General features: G+C 70.4%; 18 protein-coding genes and 2 pseudogenes. 12 read left to right on the top strand and 8 right to left on the bottom strand.

Going from position 1 to position 24070, the window contains the following annotated elements:
• Window positions 1-78 precede the first annotated feature (78 nt).
• The 3 genes from ABZ860_RS22840 (at window position 79) to ABZ860_RS22830 (ending at window position 2738) form a co-directional block, all read left to right on the top strand.
• Window positions 79-966 (top strand): NAD(P)-dependent oxidoreductase, encoded by an 888-nt coding sequence (locus ABZ860_RS22840; RefSeq protein ID WP_357223315.1) that lies wholly within the window; start codon window positions 79-81, stop codon window positions 964-966.
• The gene (locus ABZ860_RS22835; RefSeq protein WP_357223312.1) at window positions 963-1712 is read left to right on the top strand and encodes an SDR family oxidoreductase; all 750 of its coding nucleotides are present in this window, start codon (window positions 963-965) and stop codon (window positions 1710-1712) included. The genes ABZ860_RS22840 and ABZ860_RS22835 overlap by 4 nt, the downstream gene beginning before the upstream one ends.
• 78 nt (window positions 1713-1790) lie before the next feature.
• On the top strand, window positions 1791-2738 hold the full coding sequence (locus ABZ860_RS22830; protein WP_357223310.1) for a hypothetical protein: 948 nt from the start codon (window positions 1791-1793) through the stop codon (window positions 2736-2738).
• Here the strand turns inward: ABZ860_RS22830 and ABZ860_RS22825 are convergent.
• Together ABZ860_RS22825 and ABZ860_RS22820 are read right to left on the bottom strand one after the other, a co-directional pair.
• Window positions 2720-3571, bottom strand: a complete 852-nt coding sequence (locus ABZ860_RS22825; protein ID WP_357223308.1) for a hypothetical protein — start codon at window positions 3569-3571, stop codon at window positions 2720-2722. The two genes, ABZ860_RS22830 and ABZ860_RS22825, sit on opposite strands and share 19 nt — an antisense overlap.
• A gap of 55 nt (window positions 3572-3626) precedes the next feature.
• Window positions 3627-5090, bottom strand: a complete 1464-nt coding sequence (locus ABZ860_RS22820) for an MFS transporter (protein ID WP_357223305.1) — start codon at window positions 5088-5090, stop codon at window positions 3627-3629.
• Window positions 5091-5307: 217 nt separating this feature from the next.
• Here ABZ860_RS22820 and ABZ860_RS22815 point away from each other — a divergent pair, with 217 nt between their 5' ends.
• On the top strand, window positions 5308-5955 hold the full coding sequence (locus ABZ860_RS22815) for a TetR/AcrR family transcriptional regulator (RefSeq protein ID WP_357223302.1): 648 nt from the start codon (window positions 5308-5310) through the stop codon (window positions 5953-5955).
• 631 nt (window positions 5956-6586) lie between these two features.
• Here the strand turns inward: ABZ860_RS22815 and ABZ860_RS22810 are convergent.
• Together ABZ860_RS22810 and ABZ860_RS22805 are read right to left on the bottom strand one after the other, a co-directional pair.
• On the bottom strand, window positions 6587-7204 hold the full coding sequence (locus ABZ860_RS22810) for a shikimate kinase (RefSeq protein WP_357223299.1): 618 nt from the start codon (window positions 7202-7204) through the stop codon (window positions 6587-6589).
• A 249-nt stretch (window positions 7205-7453) separates the two neighbouring features.
• Window positions 7454-8338, bottom strand: coding sequence for an AraC family transcriptional regulator (locus tag ABZ860_RS22805; RefSeq protein WP_357223296.1), 885 nt, complete (start codon window positions 8336-8338; stop codon window positions 7454-7456).
• A gap of 481 nt (window positions 8339-8819) precedes the next feature.
• On the opposite strand from ABZ860_RS22805, the gene ABZ860_RS22800 reads away from it, so the two are divergent.
• From ABZ860_RS22800 to ABZ860_RS22790, 3 genes are all read left to right on the top strand, one after another.
• The gene (locus ABZ860_RS22800; RefSeq protein WP_357223293.1) at window positions 8820-9671 is read left to right on the top strand and encodes a hypothetical protein; all 852 of its coding nucleotides are present in this window, start codon (window positions 8820-8822) and stop codon (window positions 9669-9671) included.
• A 507-nt stretch (window positions 9672-10178) separates the two neighbouring features.
• Window positions 10179-11225, top strand: a complete 1047-nt coding sequence (locus ABZ860_RS22795) for a LacI family DNA-binding transcriptional regulator (RefSeq protein ID WP_357223292.1) — start codon at window positions 10179-10181, stop codon at window positions 11223-11225.
• A 222-nt stretch (window positions 11226-11447) separates the two neighbouring features.
• Window positions 11448-11750, top strand: a complete 303-nt coding sequence (locus ABZ860_RS22790) for a hypothetical protein (protein WP_357223289.1) — start codon at window positions 11448-11450, stop codon at window positions 11748-11750.
• A gap of 757 nt (window positions 11751-12507) precedes the next feature.
• On the opposite strand, the gene ABZ860_RS22785 is transcribed toward ABZ860_RS22790, so the two are convergent.
• The 4 genes and pseudogenes from ABZ860_RS22785 to ABZ860_RS22770 all read right to left on the bottom strand — a co-directional run.
• The gene (locus ABZ860_RS22785; RefSeq protein WP_357223286.1) at window positions 12508-13596 is read right to left on the bottom strand and encodes a lytic polysaccharide monooxygenase; all 1089 of its coding nucleotides are present in this window, start codon (window positions 13594-13596) and stop codon (window positions 12508-12510) included.
• Between the two features lie 830 nt (window positions 13597-14426).
• A pseudogene (locus ABZ860_RS22780) lies at window positions 14427-14702 on the bottom strand (DNA-3-methyladenine glycosylase I); the annotation flags it as partial.
• 26 nt (window positions 14703-14728) lie between these two features.
• Entirely contained in the window at window positions 14729-15082 is a 354-nt protein-coding gene (locus ABZ860_RS22775) for a hypothetical protein (protein ID WP_357223284.1), read from the bottom strand.
• 161 nt (window positions 15083-15243) lie between these two features.
• Window positions 15244-15426, bottom strand: a pseudogene (locus ABZ860_RS22770) (IS5/IS1182 family transposase); the annotation flags it as partial.
• A gap of 533 nt (window positions 15427-15959) precedes the next feature.
• Between ABZ860_RS22770 and ABZ860_RS22765 the strand changes: the two are divergent.
• From ABZ860_RS22765 to ABZ860_RS22745, 5 genes are all read left to right on the top strand, one after another.
• Window positions 15960-18095 carry an alpha-galactosidase gene (locus ABZ860_RS22765; RefSeq protein WP_357223281.1) on the top strand — a complete coding sequence of 712 codons (2136 nt, stop codon included), beginning with the start codon at window positions 15960-15962 and terminating at the stop codon, window positions 18093-18095.
• 63 nt (window positions 18096-18158) lie between these two features.
• Window positions 18159-19493, top strand: a complete 1335-nt coding sequence (locus ABZ860_RS22760) for an ABC transporter substrate-binding protein (RefSeq protein WP_357223278.1) — start codon at window positions 18159-18161, stop codon at window positions 19491-19493.
• A 94-nt stretch (window positions 19494-19587) separates the two neighbouring features.
• Window positions 19588-20541, top strand: coding sequence for a sugar ABC transporter permease (locus ABZ860_RS22755; RefSeq protein WP_357223275.1), 954 nt, complete (start codon window positions 19588-19590; stop codon window positions 20539-20541).
• Window positions 20538-21386 (top strand): carbohydrate ABC transporter permease, encoded by an 849-nt coding sequence (locus tag ABZ860_RS22750; protein WP_357223273.1) that lies wholly within the window; start codon window positions 20538-20540, stop codon window positions 21384-21386. The genes ABZ860_RS22755 and ABZ860_RS22750 overlap by 4 nt, the downstream gene beginning before the upstream one ends.
• Before the next feature lie 62 nt (window positions 21387-21448).
• A complete protein-coding gene (locus ABZ860_RS22745) occupies window positions 21449-24064 on the top strand; it encodes a hypothetical protein (protein WP_357223270.1) in 2616 nt (871 codons plus the stop codon).
• Window positions 24065-24070 lie beyond the last annotated feature (6 nt).

Here is a 24070-nt window from a genome sequence, read left to right as displayed (position 1 = left end):
CCGCCGCCGCGCCATGGGCTACAACGGTCCCGGCGTGCCGCCAGCGCGGCACGGGGACGTGCGCGGGGAGGCGAGCGGATGGATGTGGGTTTCGTCGGTCTCGGGATCATGGGGCAGCCCATGGCGCTCAACCTGGTCCGTGCCGGAACGCCCCTCGTGGTGTGGAACCGCACGGCCGCCAGGAGCGAGCCGCTGCGCGCCGCGGGCGCGGAGGTGGCCGGCGGCGCGGCCGAGGTGTTCCGGCGGGCGCGGGTGGTGATCCTCATGCTGGCCGACGAGGCCGCGATCGACGCGGTGCTGGAGCGGGGCACGCCCGCCTTCGCCCGCAACGTCGCGGACCGGGTCGTGGTGCACATGGGCACGACCTCCCCCGTCTACTCGGCGGGGCTGGAGGCCGACGTGCTCGCAGCCGGGGGCGGCTACGTCGAGGCGCCGATCTCCGGCTCCCGCGTGCCCGCCGAGCAGGGGCGGCTGGTGGCCATGCTCGCCGGCCGGCCGGACGCCGTGGAGGAGGTCCGCCCGCTGCTGAAGCCGATGTGCGCCAAGACGGTGGTGTGCGGGCCCGCGCCCAAGGCGCTGCTGATGAAGCTCGCCGTCAACATCTTCCTGATCACCACGGTCACCGGCCTCGCCGAGTCGCTGCACTTCGGCGAGCGCCAGGGCCTCGACGTCGGGCTGCTCGTGGACGTGCTGAACTCGGGCCAGATGGCGAGCGACGTGTCGCGGGTGAAGGCGGTGAAGCTGGCCGGGCGCGACTTCGCCGCCCAGGCCGCCATCGCCGACGTGCTGAAGAACAACCGGCTCATCGCGGAGGCGGCGCGGCGGACCGGCATCGCCTCACCGCTGCTGGACGTCTGCCACGCCCTGTTCGGCGAGACCCTCGCGCTGGGCCACGCCGATCTGGACATGGCCGCCGTCGTCCACGCGATAGAGGCAAGGACGGACGGGGAGGGTGCACGCGGATGACCTCTCGCCCGGTCGTCATCGTCACCGGAGGCACGCGCGGGATCGGCCGAAGCACGGTGCGGCGCCTGTGCGCGGACGGGTTCGGCGTCGTCTTCACGCACTCGAACTCCGGCGCCGACGCCGAGACGCTGGAGGCCGGCCTCGCCCGCTCCGGTGCCCTCGCCCGCGGCGTACGGCTCGACGTGACCGAGGAGGACGCGCCGGAGATGCTGTTCGAGCTGGCCGGGTCCGTCGGCGAGGTCGCGGGCCTGGTCAACAACGCGGGGGTGACCGGCAGGATCGGGCCGTTCGCCGGCCTGACCGACGCCGATCTGCGACGGGTCGTCGAGGTGAACCTGGTGGCACCCGTGCGGCTGTGCCGGGAGGCGGCGCGGCGCTGGACCGGACGCACACCGGTGACCCGGCCCGCCATCGTCAACGTCTCCTCGGTCGCGTCGCGCACCGGCTCGCCGCACGAGTACGTCGCCTACGCCGCGACCAAGGCGGCGGTCGAGACGCTGACCGTGGGCCTGGCGCGGGAGCTCGCCCCGGCGGGCATCCGGGTCAACGCCGTCTCGCCGGGAACGATCGACACCACGATCCACGCCCGCGCCGGGGAGCCGGGACGGGCGGAGCGGGTTTCGGCCCGCATCCCGATGGGACGCCCCGGCAGGCCGGAGGAGATCGCCGAGGCGGTCGCCTGGTTGCTGTCGGACCGGGCGTCCTACGTGACCGGCGCCGTCCTCGACGTCGGCGGCGGGCTCTAGTAGTGCTGTGACCGGCCGCAAGGGCCGGACCGGGCGCGACCGCGATCCTTGATGTCGGCATCATGCGAAGATGTCGGAATGCTGTCCCGAGTAGCGCCGGCCGCGGTGCTGGCCGCCGCAGTGATCATGACCACCCCCCAGGCCGAGGCCGCGTCGGCCCCGCCCGTGATCCGCTACGCGGGTCTCGGGTCCTGCCTCCAGGCCGACGGCGGCCGGCATCCCTGCGGCCCGTTGAAGCTCTGGCTGAGCAACGGCCGCGTCGTCGCGCTCCCCGGCGCCCGCAGGACCGTGGCGGACGACGAGTACACCGTCGCCGCCGTCATCGCCGTCTCCCAGGACGGCGCACAGGCCGCGTACTTCGCGGGGAAGGACGGCGTGCTCACGATCTGGGAGGCCGCCACCGGCAGGGCGCGCGCGGTTCCCGCGGTGACGTGGCCGGACGACCTCCGGATGAACGCGCTCACCCTCTCTCCGGGTGGCCGGTTTCTCAGCATGCGCGGCGTGAACGCCTCCGAATGGGAGATCGACCGGGTCGCGGACACGACCACAGGAAAGGTCTTCACCCTGCCGAGGGGATACCAGACCTGGGACTTCAGCCCGGACGGGAAGCGCATGATGGCGGGCGACAACCGGACGGCGGTGCTCTATTCGACCGGCACGTGGTCGGTGAGATTGCGGCGATCCGTCTACATGCGGGGCGACCTCGCCCCCGACGGCGTCACCGTGGCCGCCCCGAAGTGGACGAAGACCGGCGGTTCCGTGAAGAACGTGGTCCTCACCCGCAACCTGGCCACCGCGAAGAAGACCAGCATCCCCATCCGGCTCCACAAGGGCGAGGCCGCCTTGACGGCACGCTGGGACAGAGCGGGCCACCTCGACGTGCTGACCCGCTCCGATCGTCAGGTGGGCGGTGACCTGCGCAGGACGCATACCTGGTATCGGGTGAACCGCGCCACGCACCAGTTGCGCCGGCTCGACTCCTTCGTCATCCCGTCCTCCGTGGGAGGCTACGTTCTCCCCGACTGACGGCGCGGGCGGCCTCGGCTGACGCCGGGCGAACGGTGCGCTGACCTCACCGCTGCCATGCTCTGCGCGGCGGGAGGAGGCGCCGGTGGAGCGGTGGGACGAGGACTCCAGCGCCCAGGACACCTCGGCCAGCCCCGCCCACGCCTCGAGGGCCTGAGCGGCATGTCCGGACGGTCCACCGTGCGCAACGCGTCGTCCAGCGCCGCGCGGGCGGCGGGCGCGTCGTCGCCGAGCAGGTGGAGCCGGGCCCGCGCTGGATCTCCAGCTCGGCGAGGAGCCCGAGGCAGTGCTCCGCGAGACGGGGACCGGCGGGCCAGAGTGAGGACCCGCTGCGCGACGGTGAACCGTCCCTCCGCGATGAGCCGCAGTCCGCGCGCGAGACGGGCGCGGGAGACCGCCACCGGGTCCGGCGCCTTGTCGATCTCCTCGTCGGGGAGGCGGCCGTAGTGCCGGGCCACCGGTTCGGAACCGGCGAGAGCGGCCACGACGGCGAAGTTCGCGTACGCCTCCGCGCGTTCGACCGGGCCGCCCACCCGCTCCGCCGCGTCGAGGTGACGCACCACGCTGAGCAGCAGCGTGTCCTGCTCCTGCCGGTGACAGGCGAGCTCGCCGAGGACGGACAGGGTGTGCGCGGCCTCGGCGGCGAGTTCGCGGGCCGGCCCCTTCCCGGCCCGTCCGCTGAGCGGAGTGGTGCGGCGAATCACCTGCCGTGCCAGTCCCCCGGCCATCGTGCTCGCCTTCCCCGCCCAGGACGACGGCAGCGGCCGGTCGGCGGCCGCCAGCGCTCTCCTGAAGGCCGTCAGGCTCTCCGCGCCGCGCTCGAAAGCGATCACCCGAGCGAGACTCCCGTTCGACCCGCACCCTCAAGAACGGAACGACAACAGCGCCTTAGGCAGCCTCGTCGACCGAGTGCGAGTCGGTGAGGGTGAAGGCGCCGCCTGCCGCGACCAGACCGACGAGCACGGCCAGTACGGCGTACGTGATCCGCTCGCCGTGGAAGAACGACTGCACGAGGCCGCTGCTCCAGACACCCGCGGGCAGCTGGGTGGTGACCAGCGCGGCGATCATGGTGCCGACCACGGCGGTGCCGACGCTGGTGCCGACCTCCTGGGCGGTGTCGTTGAGCGCCGTGCCGATCGAGGTGCGGTTCTCCGGCATCGCCTCCACCAGGGCGATGGCACAGATCGTCATGACGGTGCGCAGCCCGATGGTCATCACGACCATGCACACGGCGATGGCGGCGTACCCGTGCGCGACGCCCCAGGCGAGACCGGCCAGCGCACCGGCCAGGCAGGCCGCGCCGACCAGGCAGGCGATGCGGTGGCCGAACTTCTTCGCGAGCCGTTCCGACAGCGGAGTCGCGACGATCATGGTCGCGATGAGCGGCAGGTTCGCCAGGCCGGCCCGCACGGGACTCCATCCGTAGGCGTACTGGAAGTGGAGGATGAGGCCGAACATCACGCCGGCCATCGCGATGGACGTGCCGATCTGGGCGATGGCCGCGCCGCGGGCCGTACCGCTGGAGAAGATCTTGAGGTCCAGCATGGGCGCCTCGCTGCGATGTTCGTGCCGCACGAACGCGATGCCCGCGGCCATGGCGCCGACGACCGAGGCGATGGTGATCGCGGAGAGCCAGCCGTTCTCGACGCCGCTGGTCAGCGAGTAGCAGGCCAGGCCGATGGTGAGCACGCTCAACGCGGCGCCGAGCAGGTCGAGCCTGTCCTTGGTCAGGTCCTCGGGCCGGTCGGCCGCGACGCCGAGTCGCACGCCGATGCCCGCGATCAGCGCGATCGGCGCATTGATCACCAGCAGCCACTGCCAGCTCACATGGGCCAGCGCGGTGCCGCCGAGGAGCGGGCCGAGGATGAACCCGGACATGCCGACGACGATCATCAGGGTCATGGCGCGCATTCGCAGCGCCTGGTCGTCGAACAGCCTGAAGACGAGCGAGTTGGTGATGGGTGCCATGGCCGCGGCGGCGATTCCGAGTCCGGCCCGCAGGGCGATGAGCTGCCCGGCGGAGTCGACGGCGACGACGCACAGGCTCAGCAGGCCGAACACGGCGAGGCCGACCAGCAGGACGCGTCGGCGTCCGAGGCGATCGGCCATCGAGCCGGCTGTCAGCAGGAGACCGCCGAACGTCAGCGAGTACGCGCCGGTGACCCACTGCAGGGCGGTCGTGCCGCTGCCGAGGTCGCGGCCGATCGTGGGCAGCGCGATCGAGAGCAGCGTGTTGTCGACCATCTCGACGAAGAAGGCCAGGCAGAGCGCGGCCAGGGGAATCCACGCCGCGCGCAGCGAGGGATAGGTGCGGGATGAACGGGATGAAGGGGACTGGGTGGTTGCGGTCATGACGAGCTTCCTCTCGGAACGCCGCCGGCCATCGCGCGCCCGACGGCGACGTGGAACGCGATCCAATGAAAGAACGACGTTCGATAATGGGACGGGGTTCGACCATAGAACGCCGTTCGAGGTTGACGCAAGTTGTGGTTGGATGGGTGCCATGACACCTCCGCGATCACGCTCCGTCGCAGGTTCCCCGAGAGGGCGTCAACGTGCTTCGCACTCCATGGAGGCCGTGCTCACCGCGGCCGTGGCCCTGCTCGACGAGGCGGGCGGACCGGCGCTGACCTTCCGCGCCCTCGCCGCCCGGCTCGGCACGGGTGTCGGCACCATCTACTGGTACGTCTCGAACAAGGACGAATTGCTCGACCGCGCCACCGACCACGCGATCGGGGGAGTCTTGGCCGCCGTCGAGAAGCAGCCCGACAGCGACGATCCGATCGCCGACCTGCGCGCGATGGCCGTCACGCTGTTCGACGCGATCGTGGACCGGCCATGGCTGTCGGCCTACTTCATGCGCAACACCGATCTGCAGAGCAACTCATTGCGGCTGTACGAGAAGCTCGGCCGGCAGACGCTCCGGCTCGACCTCACGCCACGACAGCGGTTCCACGCCGTTTGGGCGATCATCGGCGTCGTCGTCGGTTCGGCCGCCGACCTGGGCGTGGAAATCCCGCAGGAGCTGCTCGACGGCCACATGGGCCGCGACGAGTACCTCGGCCGCTTCGCCGAGACGTGGCGCTCGCTCGACGCCACGGAGTTCCCGTACGTGCACCAGATCGTCGACGAGTTCGCCGGGCACGACGACCGGGACCAGTTCCTCGCCGCTCTGGACCTGACCCTGGCCGGCCTCCGCCTCCAGGCCGGAGCCTGACTTTCGGGGCTCGGACGACGATGAAGGCGACCTTCCGGTCAAGTGCGCCGAATGTAGGGCACATCGGGGGGGCTGCCGGCGCGCTGCCGCGGGCTCGCGCTCAGCTCCTGTGGTGTGGGGGTGGCGTCGGCTCGGAAGTAGTGCCCCTTGCCGATGTCGTCGATCAGGCCGGGTTGCGTGGGGCGCCAGTTGGTCGGCTCTCGGGTCAGCGCACTGGAGGCCGGGTGATCCGCGGCCATCACCATGGCCAATCAGGCGAAGTGGTTCTGCGCCTCCGCCGGCGGCACGGCGGCAACGGGAAGGTTCAGGTGGCGGCCGATGACCTCGGCGATGTCGCGTAGGGGGGCACTCCCTCGTCCGCGACCGCACGCAACGTGGAGCCCGCCTGCGCATCTTCCAGTGCAACGCGGAACATGTGCGCGGATCGCAGGGCAGATCACCTTCTCCTGAACGGCCAAGCTCGGCCGGGCACCGCAAACGAGGTCCTGCCTTCGTAGAGGCCTGCGGCCGGCATGGCGCGGACATGGGCGGCGCGTTGGGCTGCGCGCCTGTAGCAGAACGTTGTTCATCACGATGGGCCGCTGGAAATGCCGAGGGCTACGGCCGCTGAGTCCCACGTCGTGACCACCTATCACTCAAGACCGAACACCGCGGAGACTCGCCGTGCGAGATCTTCCTCGGTGTCCTCGGAAGCCACCCTGAGCCCGTGGAGGCCGAGATGCCGGGTCTGCTCGGTGAGCCGGTCGGTGAACAGTGCGTCGCGCTGGAGCAGGTTCCGCAGTGCCCGCTGCGGGTCACCGGTCTTGGCGAGGAATCCCCATGCCGGTCCGCCACGGCTGTCGAACACCGCCCGGCGGAACCGGGGAGTCGGCAGCAGCCACACGGCATGGCGCACTTCGGCGAGCAGGGGTTGGACGAGGCCGGGCAGCAGCCGGAATCCCTCGGCGACCACCGGCAGGTCGGTGGGGAGGGCGAGAAGGTCCTCGACGATCAGCTTGAATCCTTCGCCGTGGAACCAGTGGAAGGTATCGAGCATCTCGCGCGGACTTCTGGCCACCCAGCGTTCGTCCATGTCCATGGCGGCGAACCTGCTCAGGTAAGGAGCTTGTTCCACGGGCATGCGGCGGGCGTGGTCGGGCATGACCGCGTCGGTATCGTAGAGGCGCATCCCGTACCGGTCGGCGATGCGTCGGGCGATGGTGGATTTTCCGGACCCGCTGCCGCCGCCGATCCAGTAGACGTGGCGCAACCGTTCCCTCCAGACGCTGAGAGAAGCGCCTTCGTGCGATGCAGAGTGCATTCGTCAGCTCCTGTCGAGTGCCTGCCCGGTGGACGTCGAGGACGAACGCCCGGTGCACAACCGAGGCCTGACCCGCCGTCCACCGGTGGCGGTCGCCGGGGCCCGGCAGGCTGGTGACCTCGGCGAGCCTTACCCACATGGCGGTACGTGGCGGCGACTCAGGCGTCACGAGCCCAGGCGCATCCGGCCGGACGGCGGTCACGCGAGCGCGGCGGTCCATCGGGCGGGCGTGAGGCCGTAGGCCCGTTTGAACATGCGCGACATGTGGGCCTGGTCGGCGAAGCCCGCGAGCTGGGCCGCCTCGGCGAGGGGCACGCCGTCACGAAGCAGCCGGCGGGCCACGTCGAGCTGCCGCATCGTGCGGAAGCGGGTCGGGCTGGTGCCGAACGCGACGCGGAACTGCCGCGCGACCGTCCACCGGTCCAGGCCGGAGACCTGCTCGAACTCCGCGAGCGTGTGCCGCAGCGTCGGGTCGTCGGCGATGAGGTCGCGCACGCGGGCCAGCGCCTCCAGCGCCAGCGGAGCCCGCCCGCCCGGCCGCGTGGAGCTCCCCGCGAAGGGGTCCCGTACGGAGGAGTGCCGCACGAGCGTGCGGACCACCCGCAGCGTGAGCGTCAGCCGTTCGACGTCGTCCAGCGGCTCGTCGATGTCCCGCAGGCACGCGGCGAGCGCGGGGTCGGCGTCGCGCCGCCCGATCACGGGGTCGGCGACGAACGGCAGCGGCGCCCCGCCCAGTGCCTCCTGGACGAGGGAGGGGTCGAGGTAGACGATCCGGTAGCCGAACCCCTCGTCGGTGCCCGCCACACCGTCGTGCGGCTCGTCGGGATGCAGGACGTGCCACTCCCCTGGCAGGCAGTGCCGCAGCTCGCCGCGGTAGCGGAACGTCTGCACGCCCCGCAGCGTCATCCCGATCGCGTACGTGTCGTGGCGGTGCGTGGCGAACCCCTCGCCGACGAGCCACGCCTCCAGCCGCTCGATGCCCGCCGCGCCGGAGCCGAACCGCAGCCGATGGCCGGGCCGGGTCCCGCCGTCCGGCAGGTGCCGGCGCAGGCCCGCACCGCCGTCCGGTGACTCGTGGCGCACGCGCCGAGACTACAGGCGTTCGCGGCCGCCGTCAGGCCCGCCGGGCGCCGTGACCTCGGCCGAGCCCGGCGTCACGGGCCCGGATGATGGCCTCGGCGCGGTCGGCGACCTGCAGCTTGGCGAAGATCGTGGAGACGTTGTCGCGCACCGCCCCGTAACTCGCCGCACGACGAAGCGGAGGCCATTCCAGCCTAGGGGGCCACCCCGGTAGCCGGGGCTGGTTCAGCACGCGTACAGGAGCACCCGGACGGACTGCATCACTTGCCGACCGCCCACCCTTATCGGACATATCACTACAAATGTCGGATTGATTGCACACCATGGTCCAAAAAGTGGAAATTATGGATTAAGAGCATCAACTCCCTGTTTATCGCGAGATCCATCGGGAAATCAAGAAGCACAAGGAAGGGCACTAAAAGCCTTTCTTCGGCTATACGAGGAAATCTCCACTGAAATCAGATTTTATCAAGGAGTACACGCAATGCCCGTGCTCAAAGGGCTCGTCACTGGGCTGGCGCTCGCAACCGCGATCAGCGGTGGCGCTCTCGCTTTGTGTGTCACCGCCGCCAGCGCCGACGAGCGGGACAACACCAGCAACGACTGGTCGAACGACGACCGGAACAACTGGCAGAACAAAAACCACCAATGGTGGGACAACCAGAACTGGTGGAACCAGGACGCCTTGAGCCGCAACAAGGACGACGCCTCCGCCTTCGGCATTGCCTCCAAAGACACCGCCATCGGCTCCCAGGACAAGACCCAGCGTGATGATGTGTGGTGGAACAACGGCTGGTTCAACAACAACTCCTGGTTCGCCGACCAGGACGACCGGTCGAACAAGGATCACAACGACCAGTGGAACCGGGACCGCGACTTCGCCCACGAGAACCCGGGCATCGCGACCCTGCGCGGCGAGGACGATGAGCCCGCCGCGGACGTGGCGCGCAACGTCGAGGAACAGCGTGCCCCTGCCCGGAACGTCGCGGACGTCGAGCAGGCGGCCCCACCCGTGCATCGGCAGCAGTTCGCGCCGCCATCCGTGCAGCAGGTGGCCCCGCCGCCCATGCAGCAGGTAGCCCCGGCGCGGCGCAGGACGGCACCTGCTCCTACCGCCGAGGAGGCGATCGCCGCCTTGAGCGGCCGGCCTATCCGCCGTGTCACCGTACCCCCGGAGCGAGCGCCCTGGAGGCCGAGGGAGTTCATGGATGACATGGATCGCTGGGACCCCTTCGGCCTCACGAGTCCTGGGGAGGTACTACAGGGCATGGAGCAGGTAGCCCCACAGGCGATGCCCTGGTATGTCCCGCCACAGTTCCGCGAGCCGACCCGCTAGAAGTTGGATGCGCAGATCAACAGGCTGGAAGCCGAAATCGAGAGGCGACTTGACGCGTACTACACGAGTGGACGTTGGCGGAAGCAGTGAGAATCGAAGGGGAATCACGCGTCTTCGCGCGCCTGGCGCTGCCCGGTCCTCCAGGCCCTCGTCACCGATCCCACTGAGGTGCACGTACGGTGGCGTGCCGCCTCACGCCGGCATGGATCGACCGGGCGGCCGCCCGCCCTCGTCGAGGTCGCAGCCGAGGCCCTTGATTGGCTCCGCGGTGCGAGCCTCGGGGGTCTTCTCTCGGAGAGCTTCTCGTCGGTGCGGCGTGCCGGCGCGGCCGCCGTCCCCACGTCGTCGTCACGCACGTGAGCGCGGAGGCATGCCGTACCGCACGATGAGCCCGATCTCGCAGCGGGCCGCCTGCGTAGGCGGCGAGACGCCCCCGTCCTGAGCCGGCCCTCCGGAGCGGGTAGGCCGGTTTTGACCCCGGCTCGGCAGACCGATCACGATGGAGGCGTGAACGAAACCCCTGTTGAGGTGCCCTCACCGCGTCCCGGCCGGGAGACGGTGCCGAGCATCCGGGACGTCGCGGCGGCGGCGGGCGTGTCCAGGCAGACGGTGTCCCGGGTGCTCAACGCCTCGCCCAAGGTGAGCGCCGAGACGCGGCGGACCGTCATGGAGGTCATCGAACGGCTGCAGTATCGGCCCAACAGGGTGGCCCGGGCGCTGGGGACGGGGCGCGCGCGAGGCGTCACGGTGGTCACCTCCGACACCATGCTGTACGGATACGCCTCGACGCTGCAGGGCATCGAGGAGGCGGCCCGGGTCGAGGGCCTGGCCGTCGGGGTGCGGGTGGTCGAGTCGGACCGCGACGGCGACGTGCGCAACGCCGCCGACTACGTCAGCGATCCGAGCGCCGGGGGCGTGATCGTGATCGCGTTCGACGCGGCCGGCATCGCGGTGCTGCGTGCGCTGCCCGACTCCCTGCCCGCGGCGGCCGCCATCGAGCCGGGCGTGCGCGGTGTGGCGCGGCCCGCCATCTGCCTGGACGAGCAGCAGGCGTCGGCCGAGGCGACGCGGCACCTGCTGACCCTGGGACACCGGACCGTCCATCACGTGGCGATCCCCTCGGAGTCGGAGCACAGCGGACGTCAGGCGGGCTGGCGCCGTGCGCTGGCCGAAGCCGGAGCCGCCGTTCCGCCGGTGGTGCCGGCGGGCTGGGACGTGCGATCGGCGTACGAGGCGGGACGGGTCCTGGCCGCCGACCCCGGCGTGACCGCGATCCTGTGCGGCAACGACGACATCGCCCTGGCGGTGCGCCGCGCGCTGTTCGAGGCGGGCAAGGACGTGCCGGGTGACGTGAGCATCGTGGGCTTCGACGGGGTGCCGGGCTCGGAGTACTGGACGCCGGCGCTCACGACGGTGGAGATGGACTTCGCGGGGCTGGGCCGCGCCACGGTGGCGGCGGTGCTGGCCGAGCTCGCCGGGGAGCCCCAGCCGGCCGTGTCGCTGACGCCGCCGCGGCTGGTGGTGCGCGAGTCGACCGCGCCCCCGCCCGCGTGAGCCGGGTCCGCGGCCAACGGACCATGCCGACTTGTGCTCATAGGGAAGCGATCAGCGCTCGCCGCCGTACCGCGCGAGAAGATCCGGCGATGTCGCCGCTTTCGCCTGCCCAAGCTGAGCAGGCCGTCCGTGCCGTGGCCGACCACCAAGGGGCACACGAATGCTCGCATGCCGCCTCTCGCTCGTTTTGCGGATCCTCTCGGGCAGGAGGATCATCCGATCATGAGCACACCGGCAAGACAACTGCTATGGGGTCTAGCCGGTGTGGCCGCCGTTCTAGCCACCTACGTTGTCGTGGCCTTCGTTCTCTTCATACTGACGTTCAGCCTCTACACAATTTCGGTTCTCTTCGTGTACACGCCGCTCGCTTTCCTGGCAATCGGCGTGCTGGGAGCCGCCGTATCCATGAGAGTGCCGACACGGACACAGTCGGCGACGCCGGCAGCTCTACCACCCTTGTCGTTCTGGTGCGGCTGGGCGATATGCCCTGCCGGATATCTCCTCCTTCTCCTCCTCGGAAGCTGACGATCGCCTTCCTCTCCTGAACGGTTGCCGGCACAGCAGAAGGGCGACAAGCCTGTGATCGCTAGCGCGTCGCTTCGCGATCAGCTTCGCCGACTCTTCACGAGGCGGTCCCGTCCTCGGGATCGGCGGCTACGAGGAGGACGGGAGCGGACCAGGGTACGGACGGCCACTGCCTCCGGGGCGGCGTTGCTTCGACCTCGACGCCTTGCTCCGGGTGCGAAGCAACGATGGTGATCGTGTCTGGGCTGCCGACGTGTGCGTTGTATCACTGCCCAAGGACATCGTGGGCGCGGTGGCCGCGCTCAACGCGAAAGTCGTGCCGAGCTGGCCAAGCCGGCTGATGGCCCTGACCGTCTCGTGCCACCCCCGGCTTCTCGTGGGAGGCGTTTACGACCGTAAGCGGCAGATAGCCGCGGACGCCGCGGGTTTCTCAGAGTGCCTGCGTTCAGGAAGTGAGGGGCAGTACCGCGTCTTGCACAACGAGCTGCTGGCCAGCGACACTGCACCCGGTCTGCTGGACGACCTGGTTGCTCCTACAAGCTGAGCGCCGCGCGGCCGACGCCGAGGCCAACACGCTGAAAGCCACTCTCAAGACACGAACGGAATGTCTGGGCACCGACGCGGTCGGCCGCGGGTATCTGGTTGTCCCTTCTCCGTCTGCTGGGACGGCATCCTGTTGTCGTTCGTATCGGGCCCACCCGACACACGCCCGCCGCTGCCGAAGCAGCGGCGGGCTTGGCGGACCGTCCAGTATGGATCAGGATGCGGTGCAGGTGAGGGTGGGTGTGCCGCTGGTACCGGTGCCGAGGAAACCGAAGGTGGTGCCGGTTCCCGCGCCGAGCGCGCCGTTGTAGCCGAGGTTGCGGGCGCTGACCGTGGATCCGCTCGTCGTCAGGGTGGTGTTCCACGCCGAGCTTACGTTCTCGTTTCCGGTGAAGGTCCAGTCGACCTTCCACCCGTTGATCGCCCTGGAGCCGGCCACCACACGCACCTCCGCCTGGAAGCCGCCGGACCATTGCGAGACGACTCGGTAGGTGGCCGAGCAGCCGAGCGAAGGGTCACCGGTCGGGGACGGGCTGGGGGACGGCGTCGGCGACGGGCTGGGGCTCGCCGACGGGCTGGGGGACGGCGTCGGCGATGGGCTGGGGCTCGCCGACGGGCTGGGGGAAGGGCTCGGCGAGGGGTTCCCACCGCCGGTGAAGTTGACGTCACTGCAGAAGTAGTACGACTGGTCGAGGTGACTGGCCTGCCAGAGCGTGAAGACGATGTGGTGGCCGGTGCGGCCGGGCGCGTACACCTCCACCGGCGTCGTGGTGCCGGTAGGCATTCTGCCCGTCTCAGTGACCAGTTCCAGGTCGCTCCACTTCAGCCGCTGAGTCAGTGGGTCGAACCCCTGCTTGGTCACGTACACACGGATGAAGTCGGCGCCGTGGGACGATCCGTCCAGCAGATTGAGGGTGAACCGGTTCGGCTTGTCCACCGTCTTCCACGGACCCGGTTCGTCCATCGCGGCGTACCGGCCGTTGAAGGTCAGGCCACCGCTGCACAGCTGCCCGTCGGGGACGGCGGTCTGGTAGTTGCCGCCGACGCCGTCGCGCAGCAGCCCATTCCAGTTCCACATCGCGGAGGGGTCGGCCTGCCAGGCCTTGTAGCACATCGGATCCTCTGTCGCCATCCGCGGCGACTGCCATTCACTGGCCCAACGGGTGTAGCAGCCGTACTGACGGGCGGGCGGGTCACTGACCGCACCGTGCGCCGAGGCGGGTGACGCCAGCACAGGGCTGACCAGGAGCGCGGCCGCCACCGCGACGGACAGACGCCGGATCACGCCACCCCCAGTGGACATGGTGACCAGGCGACGCAGAAGGTTGAGCATAGGTAACCGCATTTGCGTTGTCTCCCTCGAGACTGAGGTGAAGGGAACCTGGCGGCGGCCGATGGGGGACGACTCTTACACGCCAGGAGTTCTACCGTCCCGCCAATTTTTGGGCGAGAACGACGACTGCACCACAGCCGCGACGTACAGGCACTTTGAGCTGGGTAAACAGCGGCAAGAGCGTGAAAGATTCATTGCGGCTGAAATATTCATGCTGAGCTCTGCCGTTCGTCATCCCCTTCCCGCCCGTTGACCGCAGCGATCGGCGAATGCACATCGGCGCTTCCCTGTATTGGACGCCATGACGCTGGGCCGTACTGTGTTTCGCGCCATTCACTGCTGGTCGAGTGAGGACGGACTCGGCTTGGGACTCCCCCGTCCGCCCTCCAGATCCGGCCCGGCCCCACCGCTCAGACCCGGGAGCAAAGAAACAGGAAGGCGGTGCCTGATATGTCGGCGAACCGTGGGGCGGGCAGGCCGATGGCGGCGAGGGCGCGGCCGGTGAGCCCGCCTGGCTCGACGCCCGGTCGGGATGACGGCCGGGCGGTCCGGAGACCTCGCCGGGGATGGCCTCGACGACGCACTCGGCGTCGGGGTCGAGCCCGGGCAGTCGCATCGGCGCTGTCCGCTCTACGACGGTGGTCTCCAGCTGCACGTAGGCGAACACGGCCCGGCTCCGGTCGAGGGCCAGGATGCCGTGGACCCACTCGGCAGGGCCGGGGTGATCGGCCCGCACCACCTCGCCGGTAGGCAGCAGTGGGCGCCCCCGCTTCGAGGGCCCGATAGGCGCTTCGGAGCCGTCAAACGCGGCGTAGGCCGCTGACCTGGGCGGTGACGGCCTCTCGGACGTGGCAGTCGGCCACGTGGTCGTTGACGAGGCCGATGGCCTGCATCAGGGCGTAGGCCGTGGTGGGGCCGACGAAACGGAACCCGTGCTTCTTGAGCTCCTTGGCGTGCGCCGTGGAACCGGCGGTGCGGGCCGGGACGTCGGCGAGAGTGGCCGGGACCCTGCCGGGCTCCTCGGCGTACCTCCACACCAGCGCCGAGAGCCCGTCCGGCACCTCCAGTGCTGCGCGCCGCAACGTTTCCCGGGCTGGGGCCGTCACCCTGAGAAGCGGACCTTCGCCCCTCGGCTTGTGATCGACAGAACGCGCACCGACAGGCTGTTCAGGCTGCCGCGTGCGCCTTCGCCGAGTGTCACGCTGACACCGGGCCCCGACACATGGACCATGTCTTTGTTGTAGATGTGGCTGTACACCTTGGCGACGCGCACTCTGGACAAGTGGTAGCGGCTGGAAACACGGAAGCTGACCGGCTTCGTGATTGTGATCGTGCACTTCCCGTCGTAACAGGCGCGGAGGTTCGGCTTCGTGGCCGCGCTCGCCGGGGTGGCGGTGAGGGGCGCCGTCGCCACGGCGGTTGCGATGGCCAAGGCAGTGATGGCCGTCCGGTGCATGAGCTCCCCTATTATCCGTGGCACAGAACGCCTAACTCATCCATTTACAGACAATTACGGGGCGACAGTAACGAATGGCTGAGGGAACGTAAAGTGCGTTCCGCAGCCGGGCAGTCGAGGGCACGCATGTCTCGTCTCGTCGTGGACCGGTCGTCCAAGAGCGCCTTGTCCGCGCTGACGCTGCCCGGCCGGCTCCGAGGACGGCCGGGCCCGATCCGGGCCACCGAGATCTTCTCCAGCACCACCTGGAACTGCGGGCTGTCGCCATGTTGTCCCGGAGTGAGCACCAAGGACAGCGGCCGGCAACGGCCGTCGGCGGACAGGTGGATCTTCATGGTGAGACCTCGCGTGAACGCCCTAGACATTCACCTGCTGGACCACCTCCGCCAGGCGGGCGGACAAGCTCAGTAATGCCGGATCGCCCCGCTTTGTCCCGCCGGGTACCCCCTTTGCCGCAGGCATCACAGGCGGAGGTGTTTTCCTCGCGCCGGCCGCATGCTGATAGGCCCGAGCCGAGGTCTAGTCGACCGGCACCTGCCAGTCGATCCCGCCCTCGGCGGCCTGGACCTGCGCGAGCAGATGCGCCCAGCCGCGCGATCGGAAGGGGGCGCAACCGGCTACGGGCCGTGAGGCGCGCCGGCGGCCTGTCCGGGCCCGTCGCCGGATGTTGTTAACAACAACGTAACGGACCCTTTTCCTTGGTTGTGTGACCGGTCACACTCACATTTGTGCGGATGTGACCGGTCACACCTGTGCAGGGGAACGGCTCCCGGGTCCGCCCGCCGCCCGCCGCCGTTCTCCCCCGCGAGGACCACCGTCACGGCCCGTACGCCGCCATGACCTCCGGAGAACCCGGCTCGACCGTCAGGAGACGCAGTTGAACTCACGGCACACCGAGACCAGCCTGGTGTGGGGGCACTCGGCACTGCGTGTGGTGATCGCCATATCACCCGACGGTGTGGTGAGCATCCGCGAGCTGGGCACGGGCGACGCGGGACCGCGACCGCCCGCGCAGCCCCTCGTGGAGGTGCTGCCGGCCGGTCAGGGACGGGCGCGCGCCTCCCACCGCTTCTCCGACACCGCCGTCGGCCGCCGCTTCACCTATGTGGGGGCGGAGCAGGTCCGCGACGGGCGGTGGCACGAACTGCGGGTCACCCTGCGTGACGAGCAGACCGGCCTGGAGGCGCACACACACCTGCGCTCGGCCGAGGGCGTGCCGGCCGTACGGTCCTGGACGACGATCACCAACCGCGGCACCGGAGAGGCCGTCGTGCTGGGCGTGACCTCGTTCGCCGCCGGGTTCCCGGCGGGCTCGGCCGGCGGGCTCGAGGTCGTGCGCGCCGACAGCGAGTGGCTGGGCGAGAGCCGCTGGCGCGTGCGGCCGCTGCGCGAGGAGATGGCCGACCTCAACCTGCCGCTGCACGGCCAGGACGGCCGGGGACGCCTGGCGGTCACCAGCACGGGCGCCTGGTCGACGGGGCAGCACCTGCCCACGGCGGGCCTGCTCGACCCGGCCTCCGGCCGGGCATGGCTGTGGCAGGTCGAGCACAACGGCCCGTGGCGGTGGGAGATCGGCGAGCGCAGGGACGGCGTTTACGTCGCTCTCCTCGGCCCCACCGACATCGACCACCAGTGGCACACCGTCCTGGCCCCCGGCGAGTCGTTCACCACGGTCCCGGCGTCGGTGGCCGTCTCCTCCGGCGGGCTACACGGCGCCTCCGCTGCATTGCACAGCGCGGCGGCCGCCCTGACCGCCCACCGCCGCGCCCTGGTGCGTCCCCATCCGGACCGGGCCCGCCTGCCCGTGGTGTTCAACGACTACATGAACACCCTCATGGGCGACCCGACGACCGAGAAGCTGATCCCGTTGATCGACGCCGCCGCCGAGGCGGGCGCCGAGGTGTTCTGCATCGACGCCGGCTGGTACGACGACGACGGCGACTGGTGGGACAGCGTGGGCGAGTGGCAGCCGTCCCAGACGCGGTTTCCGCGGGGCATCGAGGAGGTCCTCTCCCACATCAGGACGCGCGGCATGGTCCCGGGCCTGTGGCTGGAGCCGGAGGTGATCGGCGTGCGCAGCCCGATGGCCGACAAGCTGCCCGCCGCGGCGTTCCTGCAGCGGAGCGGCACGAGGATCGTGGAGCACGGCCGCTACCACCTCGACCTGCGCCACCCGGCCGCCGTCGCCCACCTCGACGAGGTCGTCGACCGGCTCGTGGAGCAGCTCGGCGTGGGCTACTTCAAGCTCGACTACAACATCGACCCCGGCGCGGGCACCGACGTGGACGCCGCGAGCCCGGGCGCGGGGCTGCTCGCGCACAACAGGGCTCACCTGGCCTGGCTGGAGGCGGTCCTCGACCGCCATCCGGACCTGATCCTGGAGAACTGCGCCTCCGGCGCGATGCGCATGGACTACGCCCTGCTGTCGCGGATGCAACTCCAGTCCACCAGCGACCAGCAGGACCCCCTGCTGTATCCCCCGATCGCGGTGGCGGCTCCCCTGTCCGTCCTGCCGGAGCAGTCCGCGAGCTGGGCCTACCCCCAGCCGGACATGGACGACGAGCAGGTCGCCTACAGCCTGTGCACCGGCATGCTGGGCCGCCTCTACCTGTCGGGCCACCTGCCCACCATGAGCGGCGCGCAGCGCGAGGCGGTCAGGGCGGCCGTCGCCGCCTACCGGGACATCCGCACCGACCTGGCCGCCGCCGTCCCCGTCTGGCCGCTGGGGCTTCCCGGCTGGGCCGACCCCTGGCTCAGCCTCGGCCTGACCACACCGGACCACACCTACGTGGGGGTCTGGTGCCGCGCGGACGAGCCGTCGGCGGCCTCGCTGTCCCTTCCGCACCTCGCCGGACGCCGGGTGAACGTCGAGGTCGTCTACCCCCGCCACCTGCCCGCCTGGGGCGGGGAGTGGGACCCGCAGAAGGGCCGACTCATTCTCGCCAAGACGGTTTACCGCCCATCTGCCCGCATATTTCGCGTTTCACCCGCTTCATCATCATCGTCCAATTAATCCCTCCTGCTCTACAATCCCGGGCCTGCGGTCCGGGCGCCCCCCAGAAGAGAGATCGACACCATGAAGAAATGGCAGACCCTGGCGATCGCCGCCGTACTCGCCGCGGGCGCCGCGGCCTGCAGCGACCCCTCTGTGGACCCCTCCGCGGACACCGCCGGCGGCACGGCGGGTGACGCGGCCGCCACCACCTGGCCGGAGCCGACGGCCAGGCTCGACGGCGTCACCCTGACGATCTGGGCCGCACAGAACAGCAACGCCGTCCCCAAGCAGGTCGTCGACGCGTTCGGCAAGGCCACCGGCGCGAAGGTCGAGATCGTCACCATTCCCGATCCGTACGAGCAGGGCGTGCAGACCAAGGTCGCCACCGGGGACAAGCCCGACCTGGCGTTCTGGCAGCCGACCGCGTCCATGCTCACGGCCGTCAACGCCAGGACGAACCTGCAGCCGCTGGACCAGGCCCCCTGGCTGTCGAAGCTCGCTCCCCAGCTCAAGGACATCACCGGGATCCTGAACGGCACGCGGTACGCCGCCCTGATCACCAGCCCGGCCGTCGAGGGCGTCTACTACAACAAGGAGGTCTTCGAGGCCAACGGCGTCACCGAGACCCCGAAGAACTTCGACGAGATGGTCGAGCTGGCCCGCAGGCTCAAGGCCAAGGGCGTCACCCCCTTCTACGAGATGGCCGGCGACCGGTGGGCCACCCAGTGGTGGGTCCAGGTCCAGCTCGCCGACGCCGCCAAGAACGGGCTCTGGGACAAGATCAACAAGGGCCAGGAGACGTTCTCCAGCCCGGTCGTGCTCGACGCGATCAAGAAGTACAAGTCGCTGATCGACGAGGGACTGTTCAACAAGGACATCAAGACCGCCACGTTCGAGGACCAGGGCAAGGCCCTGCTCGACGGCAAGGCCGCCATGGTGATCCAGGTCAACTCCTTCTTCGGGCAGCTCCAGGCGACCGCCGACACCGCCACCCTCGACAAGAGGATCGGCTTCTTCCCGATCTCCCCCAGCGGCAACGTCGGCACCTTCATCCCCGACCAGTCCAACGCTCTCGTGGCTTTCAAGACCGGCGACGCCAAGCGCGAGGCCGCCGCGCGCCAGCTCCTGTCGTTCTGGATGGGCCCGGGCTACAAGGACTTCGTCGCCGACCGCGACACCGTCTCCCTGGAGACCGACGTGCCGAGCCCGGCCTCGGTGCCGAAGGCGCTGCGGCAGGTGCACGACTCCCTCGGCGAGGCCGTCGGCTCCATGCAGGCCCTGGCCGTGGCCAACCCCGACCTGTACATCAACCTCGCCGACATGATCACCGGCACCATGACGCCCGAGCAGGTGGCCTCCACCACCCAGGAGCAGTTCGCCCAGCTCGCCAAGGCCGCCGGCGCGGCCGGTTTCTGACGCCCGACGACTCGCGCCCATCGACAGGCCCATCGACAGGGCGCGGAGGCCGCGGCTCGCCCCCGTCTCCGCGCCCGGCCCTTGAGGACATGCCATGCTGACTGCCACGGACACCCCCGTCCCGGACCGGCCGCTCGCGCCGCCGCCCGCCCCGCGTGGTCCCGCCGGCCGCACCCGCGGCAGGCCGGACCGGACCCACCCGATGTGGTTCATGGCCCCGGCGTTCGCGATCCTGCTGGTGTTCTTCTTCCTGCCGACCGCGTTCAACTTCGTCTACGCGTTCACCGACTGGTCGGGTTTCAAGAGCGCCATCAGGCCGGTCGGGTTCGCCAACTTCGCCGACCTCGCCTCCAGCGGCACGCTGTTTGCCGCGCTGCGGATCACCGTGGTCTACGCCGTGCTCGTGGCGGTCTTCCAGAACCTCTTCGGGCTGGGCCTGGCCCTCCTGCTCGAGCGCGACACCTGGGTCAACCGCACGCTGCGGGTCTTCTTCCTCATCCCGGTGCTGATGTCCGCCCTGGCCGTCGGCTACGTCTTCCAGGCTCTCCTCAAGCCCGAGGGCAGCCTCAACCAGCTGCTGTCGCAGCTCTTCCGGCACAACGTGGACTACGCCTGGCTGGGCGACACCCGCTGGACCATCGTGGTGGTCGCGCTGGTCCACGCGTGGAAGTGGATGGGCCTGTCCATGCTCATCTACCTGGCCGGACTCAAGACGATCCCCGAGGAGATCATGGAGGCGTCACGCATCGACGGCGCCTCGCGATGGCACGCGTTCCGGCGGCTGCGCCTCCCGCTGCTCGCCCCGGCGATCACGTTCAACGTCGCCACCGCACTGCTCGGCTCCATGAACGGCTTCGACATCGTGCAGGCCACCACCGGCGGCGGTCCGGCGCGGACGACCGAGATCCTCAACATCTTCATCTACCGCACCTTCGGGCAGGGCCTGTTCGCCCAGGCCACGACCATGAGCCTGGTGTTGTTCCTGCTCGTGTCGCTCATGGCCTTCCCCGTCATCCGCATCCTGCGCAAGCGCGAGGAGATCCTGTGACGTCGCACTCCCCCGCCCGCCGGGAGACCTCGTTCCCGACCCGCCTGCAGCCGTTCGCCGCCACCGCGCTGGCACTGGTCGTCATCGGCATCCCGCTGTGGCTCGTCGTGGCGACCGCGGGCAAGTCCCGGGGCGAGGCCCTCATCCCCGACCTCACCCCGCCCACCCACTGGCACCTGCTGGAGAACCTGGGCGAGGTGTGGAGCGAGGGCGAGGTGCCCGCCGCGTTCTTCGGCAGCCTCCTCGTCGTGGTGCCCGCCGTGGTCGGCGTCCTGATCCTCGGGTCGATGGCGTCCTGGATCCTCGCCCGGCGCGCCACGCGGCTCACCGCCGTGCTGTACGCGCTCGCCATCAGCGGCATCATCCTGCCCCCTGCGGTGATCACGGTCGTGCTGCTGCTGCGCCAGCTCGGCCTGGCGGGCAGCGCCGTCGGGATGATCGGCGTCTACATGGGCATCTACATGTCCACCGTGATCTTCTTCGTCACCGGCTTCGTCCGCACCATCCCCGTGTCGCTGGAGGAGGCCGCCCAGATCGACGGCGCCGGGCCCGTCCGCGTCTTCTTCCACGTCGTCCTGCCCCTGCTGCGGCCGGTCCTGGCCACCGCCACGATCCTCGTCTGCCTCTACGTCTGGAACGACGTCTTCTACGCGTTCTTCGTGGTCGGCGGCCGCCTCGACACCCTGCCGCTCAACCTCTTCCGCGTCGCCAGTGCGGGGCTCTACCTGAACAACTGGCACCTCATTTTCGCCTACGTCATCCTCATGAGCCTGCCGCTCGTCGTGGTCTTCGCCGTCGCCCAGCGCAAGATCATCTCCGGCATCACCAGCGGCGCCGTCAAGTGAGCGCTCGCCGTACCACCCCCCTCCGGAGCGCTCGCGCGTCCCGGTAACAGGAGAGGACACCCATGCACCGACAAAGGTCATCCCGGCGTGCCGGCTCGACGGCCGTGACCGCGGCCCTCGCAGCGGCGACCCTGACCGCCGGGCCCGTCGCCGGGCCGGCCGGCGCGGACACCGCCGCCGCCGACGTCGTCGCGGTCGACTTCGCGCAGCGCACCGGGCCGGTCCACGGCGGCGCGACCGGCATGCTGTACGGCCTGTCCGACCCGGGCGTCCCCGGAGACCCCCTCGTCGCCGGCGCCCGGCCGCGTACGGTCGCCCAGAAGGCCCCGGACGGCGACCAGCATCCCAACGGCGACGCACTCAAGATCGCGGACGGCTTCTTCGCGGCGGGCGGCGAGGAGATCGTCGTCTACATGCAGGACGTCTACAGCAAGTGGCCCTACGAGAACCTCGGCATCGACGACTACCTCGCCAAGGTCGACGCGATGGTGCGCAAGGTCGTCACGGAGCGTCCGCAGGACAAGGGCAGGTTCGTCTGGGTGCCGTTCAACGAGCCCGACTGGATCTGGTACCAGGACTGGGCCACCATGAAGCAGAGGTTCTTCAGCGACTGGAAGGCGGTCGTCGAGCGCATCCGGTCGATCGACCCCGGCGCCCGCGTCGTCGGCCCGAACGAGGCGAGCTACAACCCCGGCCGCCTGCGCGACTTCCTCACCTGGGCCAGGGACGAGACCTGCGGCGGAAAGAGTTGCCTGCCGGACATCATGGCCTGGCACGAGCTGTCGCGCGACAGCCTCGCCGCCTACCGGGGCCACTACGAGGACTACCGGCGGATGGAGCGCGACCTCGGCGTCGGCCCGCTGCCGATCAACATCGACGAGTACGGCAACCGGCGTGACATGTCCGTCCCCGGCCAGATGATCCAGTGGATCGCGATGTTCGAGGACACCAAGGTGGACGCCGACATGGCGTTCTGGACCTACGCCGGCAACCTCTCGGACCACGCGGTGCGCACCCGCCAGGCCAACGGCGCGTGGTGGCTGCTCAAGTGGTACGCCGACCTGACCGGGCAGACGGTGCGGGTCACGCCGCCGCGGCCGGACGTCCCCGACACGGTCCAGGCCGTCGCGGCCGTCGACCCCTCCGTACGGCGGGGCACCGTGCTGGTCGGCGGCGGCGGCGCGCCGGTCCGGCTTGACCTCTCCGGGCTCGACCCCGCGGTCTTCGGCACGCAGGTCGACGTCGTCGTGTCCACGACGACGTGGACCGGCTACGAGGGCGACGCCGTGCAGCCGCCGGTCGTCGCGGCCACCCGGACCACAGTGCGCGACGGCACGCTCCGGGTGGACCTGCCGGGCGGCGACGTGATGGCCGCCCACCGGGTCACGATCGTCCCGTCGAGCGGCGGCGCGCCCGCGGCCGACGCGCCGTGGAGCGTCTCGGTGGAGGCCGAGTCGGCCACGCTCACCTCCGCCCGGGCGTACGACAAGGACACCACCGCGGACCCGCAGCTCTACGCGACCTCCGGAAAGCGGGACGTCGGCTCCATGAACGCGGTCGACTCCGCCGTCACGTTCCCGGTGACCGTGCCGCGCGACGGCCGCTACCGCCTGGGCGTCTTCCAGGGCGCGAACAAGGTTCCCGGCAGGCACGCGCTGTTCGTGGACGGCGAGCTCGACCAGATCGTGCAGTATTCGGCCGACCTCGGCTGGACCTACCGCGGCCGCACCGACGTGGAGGTCGAGCTGACCGCCGGCGTCCACGAGCTGTCCCTGCGCACCAGCGCCGACGGCACCACCCTGCTGCCGGGCAGCGACATCACGCTGGACAAGTTCGACCTCACCGAGATCACCGGCCCCGAGCGGGCGGCGTACCCGGCCGACGAGGCCCGGCTGTCCGGCGGCGCGGGCGTCACCCGCGAGGGCAGGGGCGCCGCCGTCACCCTCGGCGGCGGCGCACGGGCCACGTTCTTCGCCGCCGTGAGCGAGGACGGCTACTACGACCTGACCTTCGCCTACAAGGCGGCCGGAGCCGGCGACCTCGACGTCCGCGTCGACGGGCGGCGGATCGCCGGTATGCGGGCGACGCGCCCCGGTGAGGCGGCCTCCCGGGCCCGCGTGTACCTCCCGGCCGGCGTCTCGGTGGTCGAGGTGGGCGGCCCGGCCGGGCTGCGGCTGCGCGGCCTCACCACGGTCAGGGCCGGGGAGGCGGACGCGGCCGCCTACCGGATCGAGGCCGAGCAGGCGCAGCGCGCCGGAACGGCCCGCGTGGTCACCGTCCCGGCGACGAGCGGCTCGAACGCCTCCGCGGGCGCCTACGTGGCCGACGTCGGCAACGGCGCGGGCAACACGCTCACCCTCACCCGGCCCGCCGGGTTCGGCCCCGGCGAGTACGTCCTCGTGGCCCACTACGCCAACGCCGACAGGAACACCGGGCACCCCTACAACACCGATGTCATCAGCCGGTTCCTCGACATCACCGAGACGGGCGGGGCGACGACGCGCGGCGTGTTCCGGCACGACTACGCCTGGGACAACTTCTGGTCGCAGGCCACGCCGCTCACCCTGACGACCGCCTCCGGCGCACTCGTCCTCGGCAACGCGACGGCGTACGCGCCCAACCTCGACCGGCTCGAGCTCGCCCGGCTCGTGCTGGAGGTCGACAACACGGCCAAGTGACCGGAG

Source organism: Microbispora sp. NPDC046973, from assembly GCF_040644495.1.
GTDB lineage: Bacteria > Actinomycetota > Actinomycetes > Streptosporangiales > Streptosporangiaceae > Microbispora.
The sequence above is the reverse complement of the archived record's forward strand: the minus strand, read 5'-3'. Positions and strand labels throughout refer to the sequence as shown.

What these genes read in the sequence shown, in the direction of transcription:
- ABZ860_RS22840 (WP_357223315.1), top strand. Translation starts at nt 79, where the DNA reads ATGGATGTGGGTTTCGTCGGTCTCGGGATCATGGGGCAGCCCATGGCG.
- ABZ860_RS22835 (WP_357223312.1), top strand. Translation starts at nt 963, where the DNA reads ATGACCTCTCGCCCGGTCGTCATCGTCACCGGAGGCACGCGCGGGATC.
- ABZ860_RS22830 (WP_357223310.1), top strand. Translation starts at nt 1,791, where the DNA reads ATGCTGTCCCGAGTAGCGCCGGCCGCGGTGCTGGCCGCCGCAGTGATC.
- ABZ860_RS22820 (WP_357223305.1), bottom strand. Translation starts at nt 5,090, where the DNA reads ATGACCGCAACCACCCAGTCCCCTTCATCCCGTTCATCCCGCACCTAT.
- ABZ860_RS22815 (WP_357223302.1), top strand. Translation starts at nt 5,308, where the DNA reads ATGGAGGCCGTGCTCACCGCGGCCGTGGCCCTGCTCGACGAGGCGGGC.
- ABZ860_RS22800 (WP_357223293.1), top strand. Translation starts at nt 8,820, where the DNA reads ATGCCCGTGCTCAAAGGGCTCGTCACTGGGCTGGCGCTCGCAACCGCG.
- ABZ860_RS22790 (WP_357223289.1), top strand. Translation starts at nt 11,448, where the DNA reads ATGAGCACACCGGCAAGACAACTGCTATGGGGTCTAGCCGGTGTGGCC.
- ABZ860_RS22785 (WP_357223286.1), bottom strand. Translation starts at nt 13,596, where the DNA reads ATGTCCACTGGGGGTGGCGTGATCCGGCGTCTGTCCGTCGCGGTGGCG.
- ABZ860_RS22775 (WP_357223284.1), bottom strand. Translation starts at nt 15,082, where the DNA reads ATGCACCGGACGGCCATCACTGCCTTGGCCATCGCAACCGCCGTGGCG.
- ABZ860_RS22760 (WP_357223278.1), top strand. Translation starts at nt 18,159, where the DNA reads ATGAAGAAATGGCAGACCCTGGCGATCGCCGCCGTACTCGCCGCGGGC.
- ABZ860_RS22755 (WP_357223275.1), top strand. Translation starts at nt 19,588, where the DNA reads ATGCTGACTGCCACGGACACCCCCGTCCCGGACCGGCCGCTCGCGCCG.
- ABZ860_RS22745 (WP_357223270.1), top strand. Translation starts at nt 21,449, where the DNA reads ATGCACCGACAAAGGTCATCCCGGCGTGCCGGCTCGACGGCCGTGACC.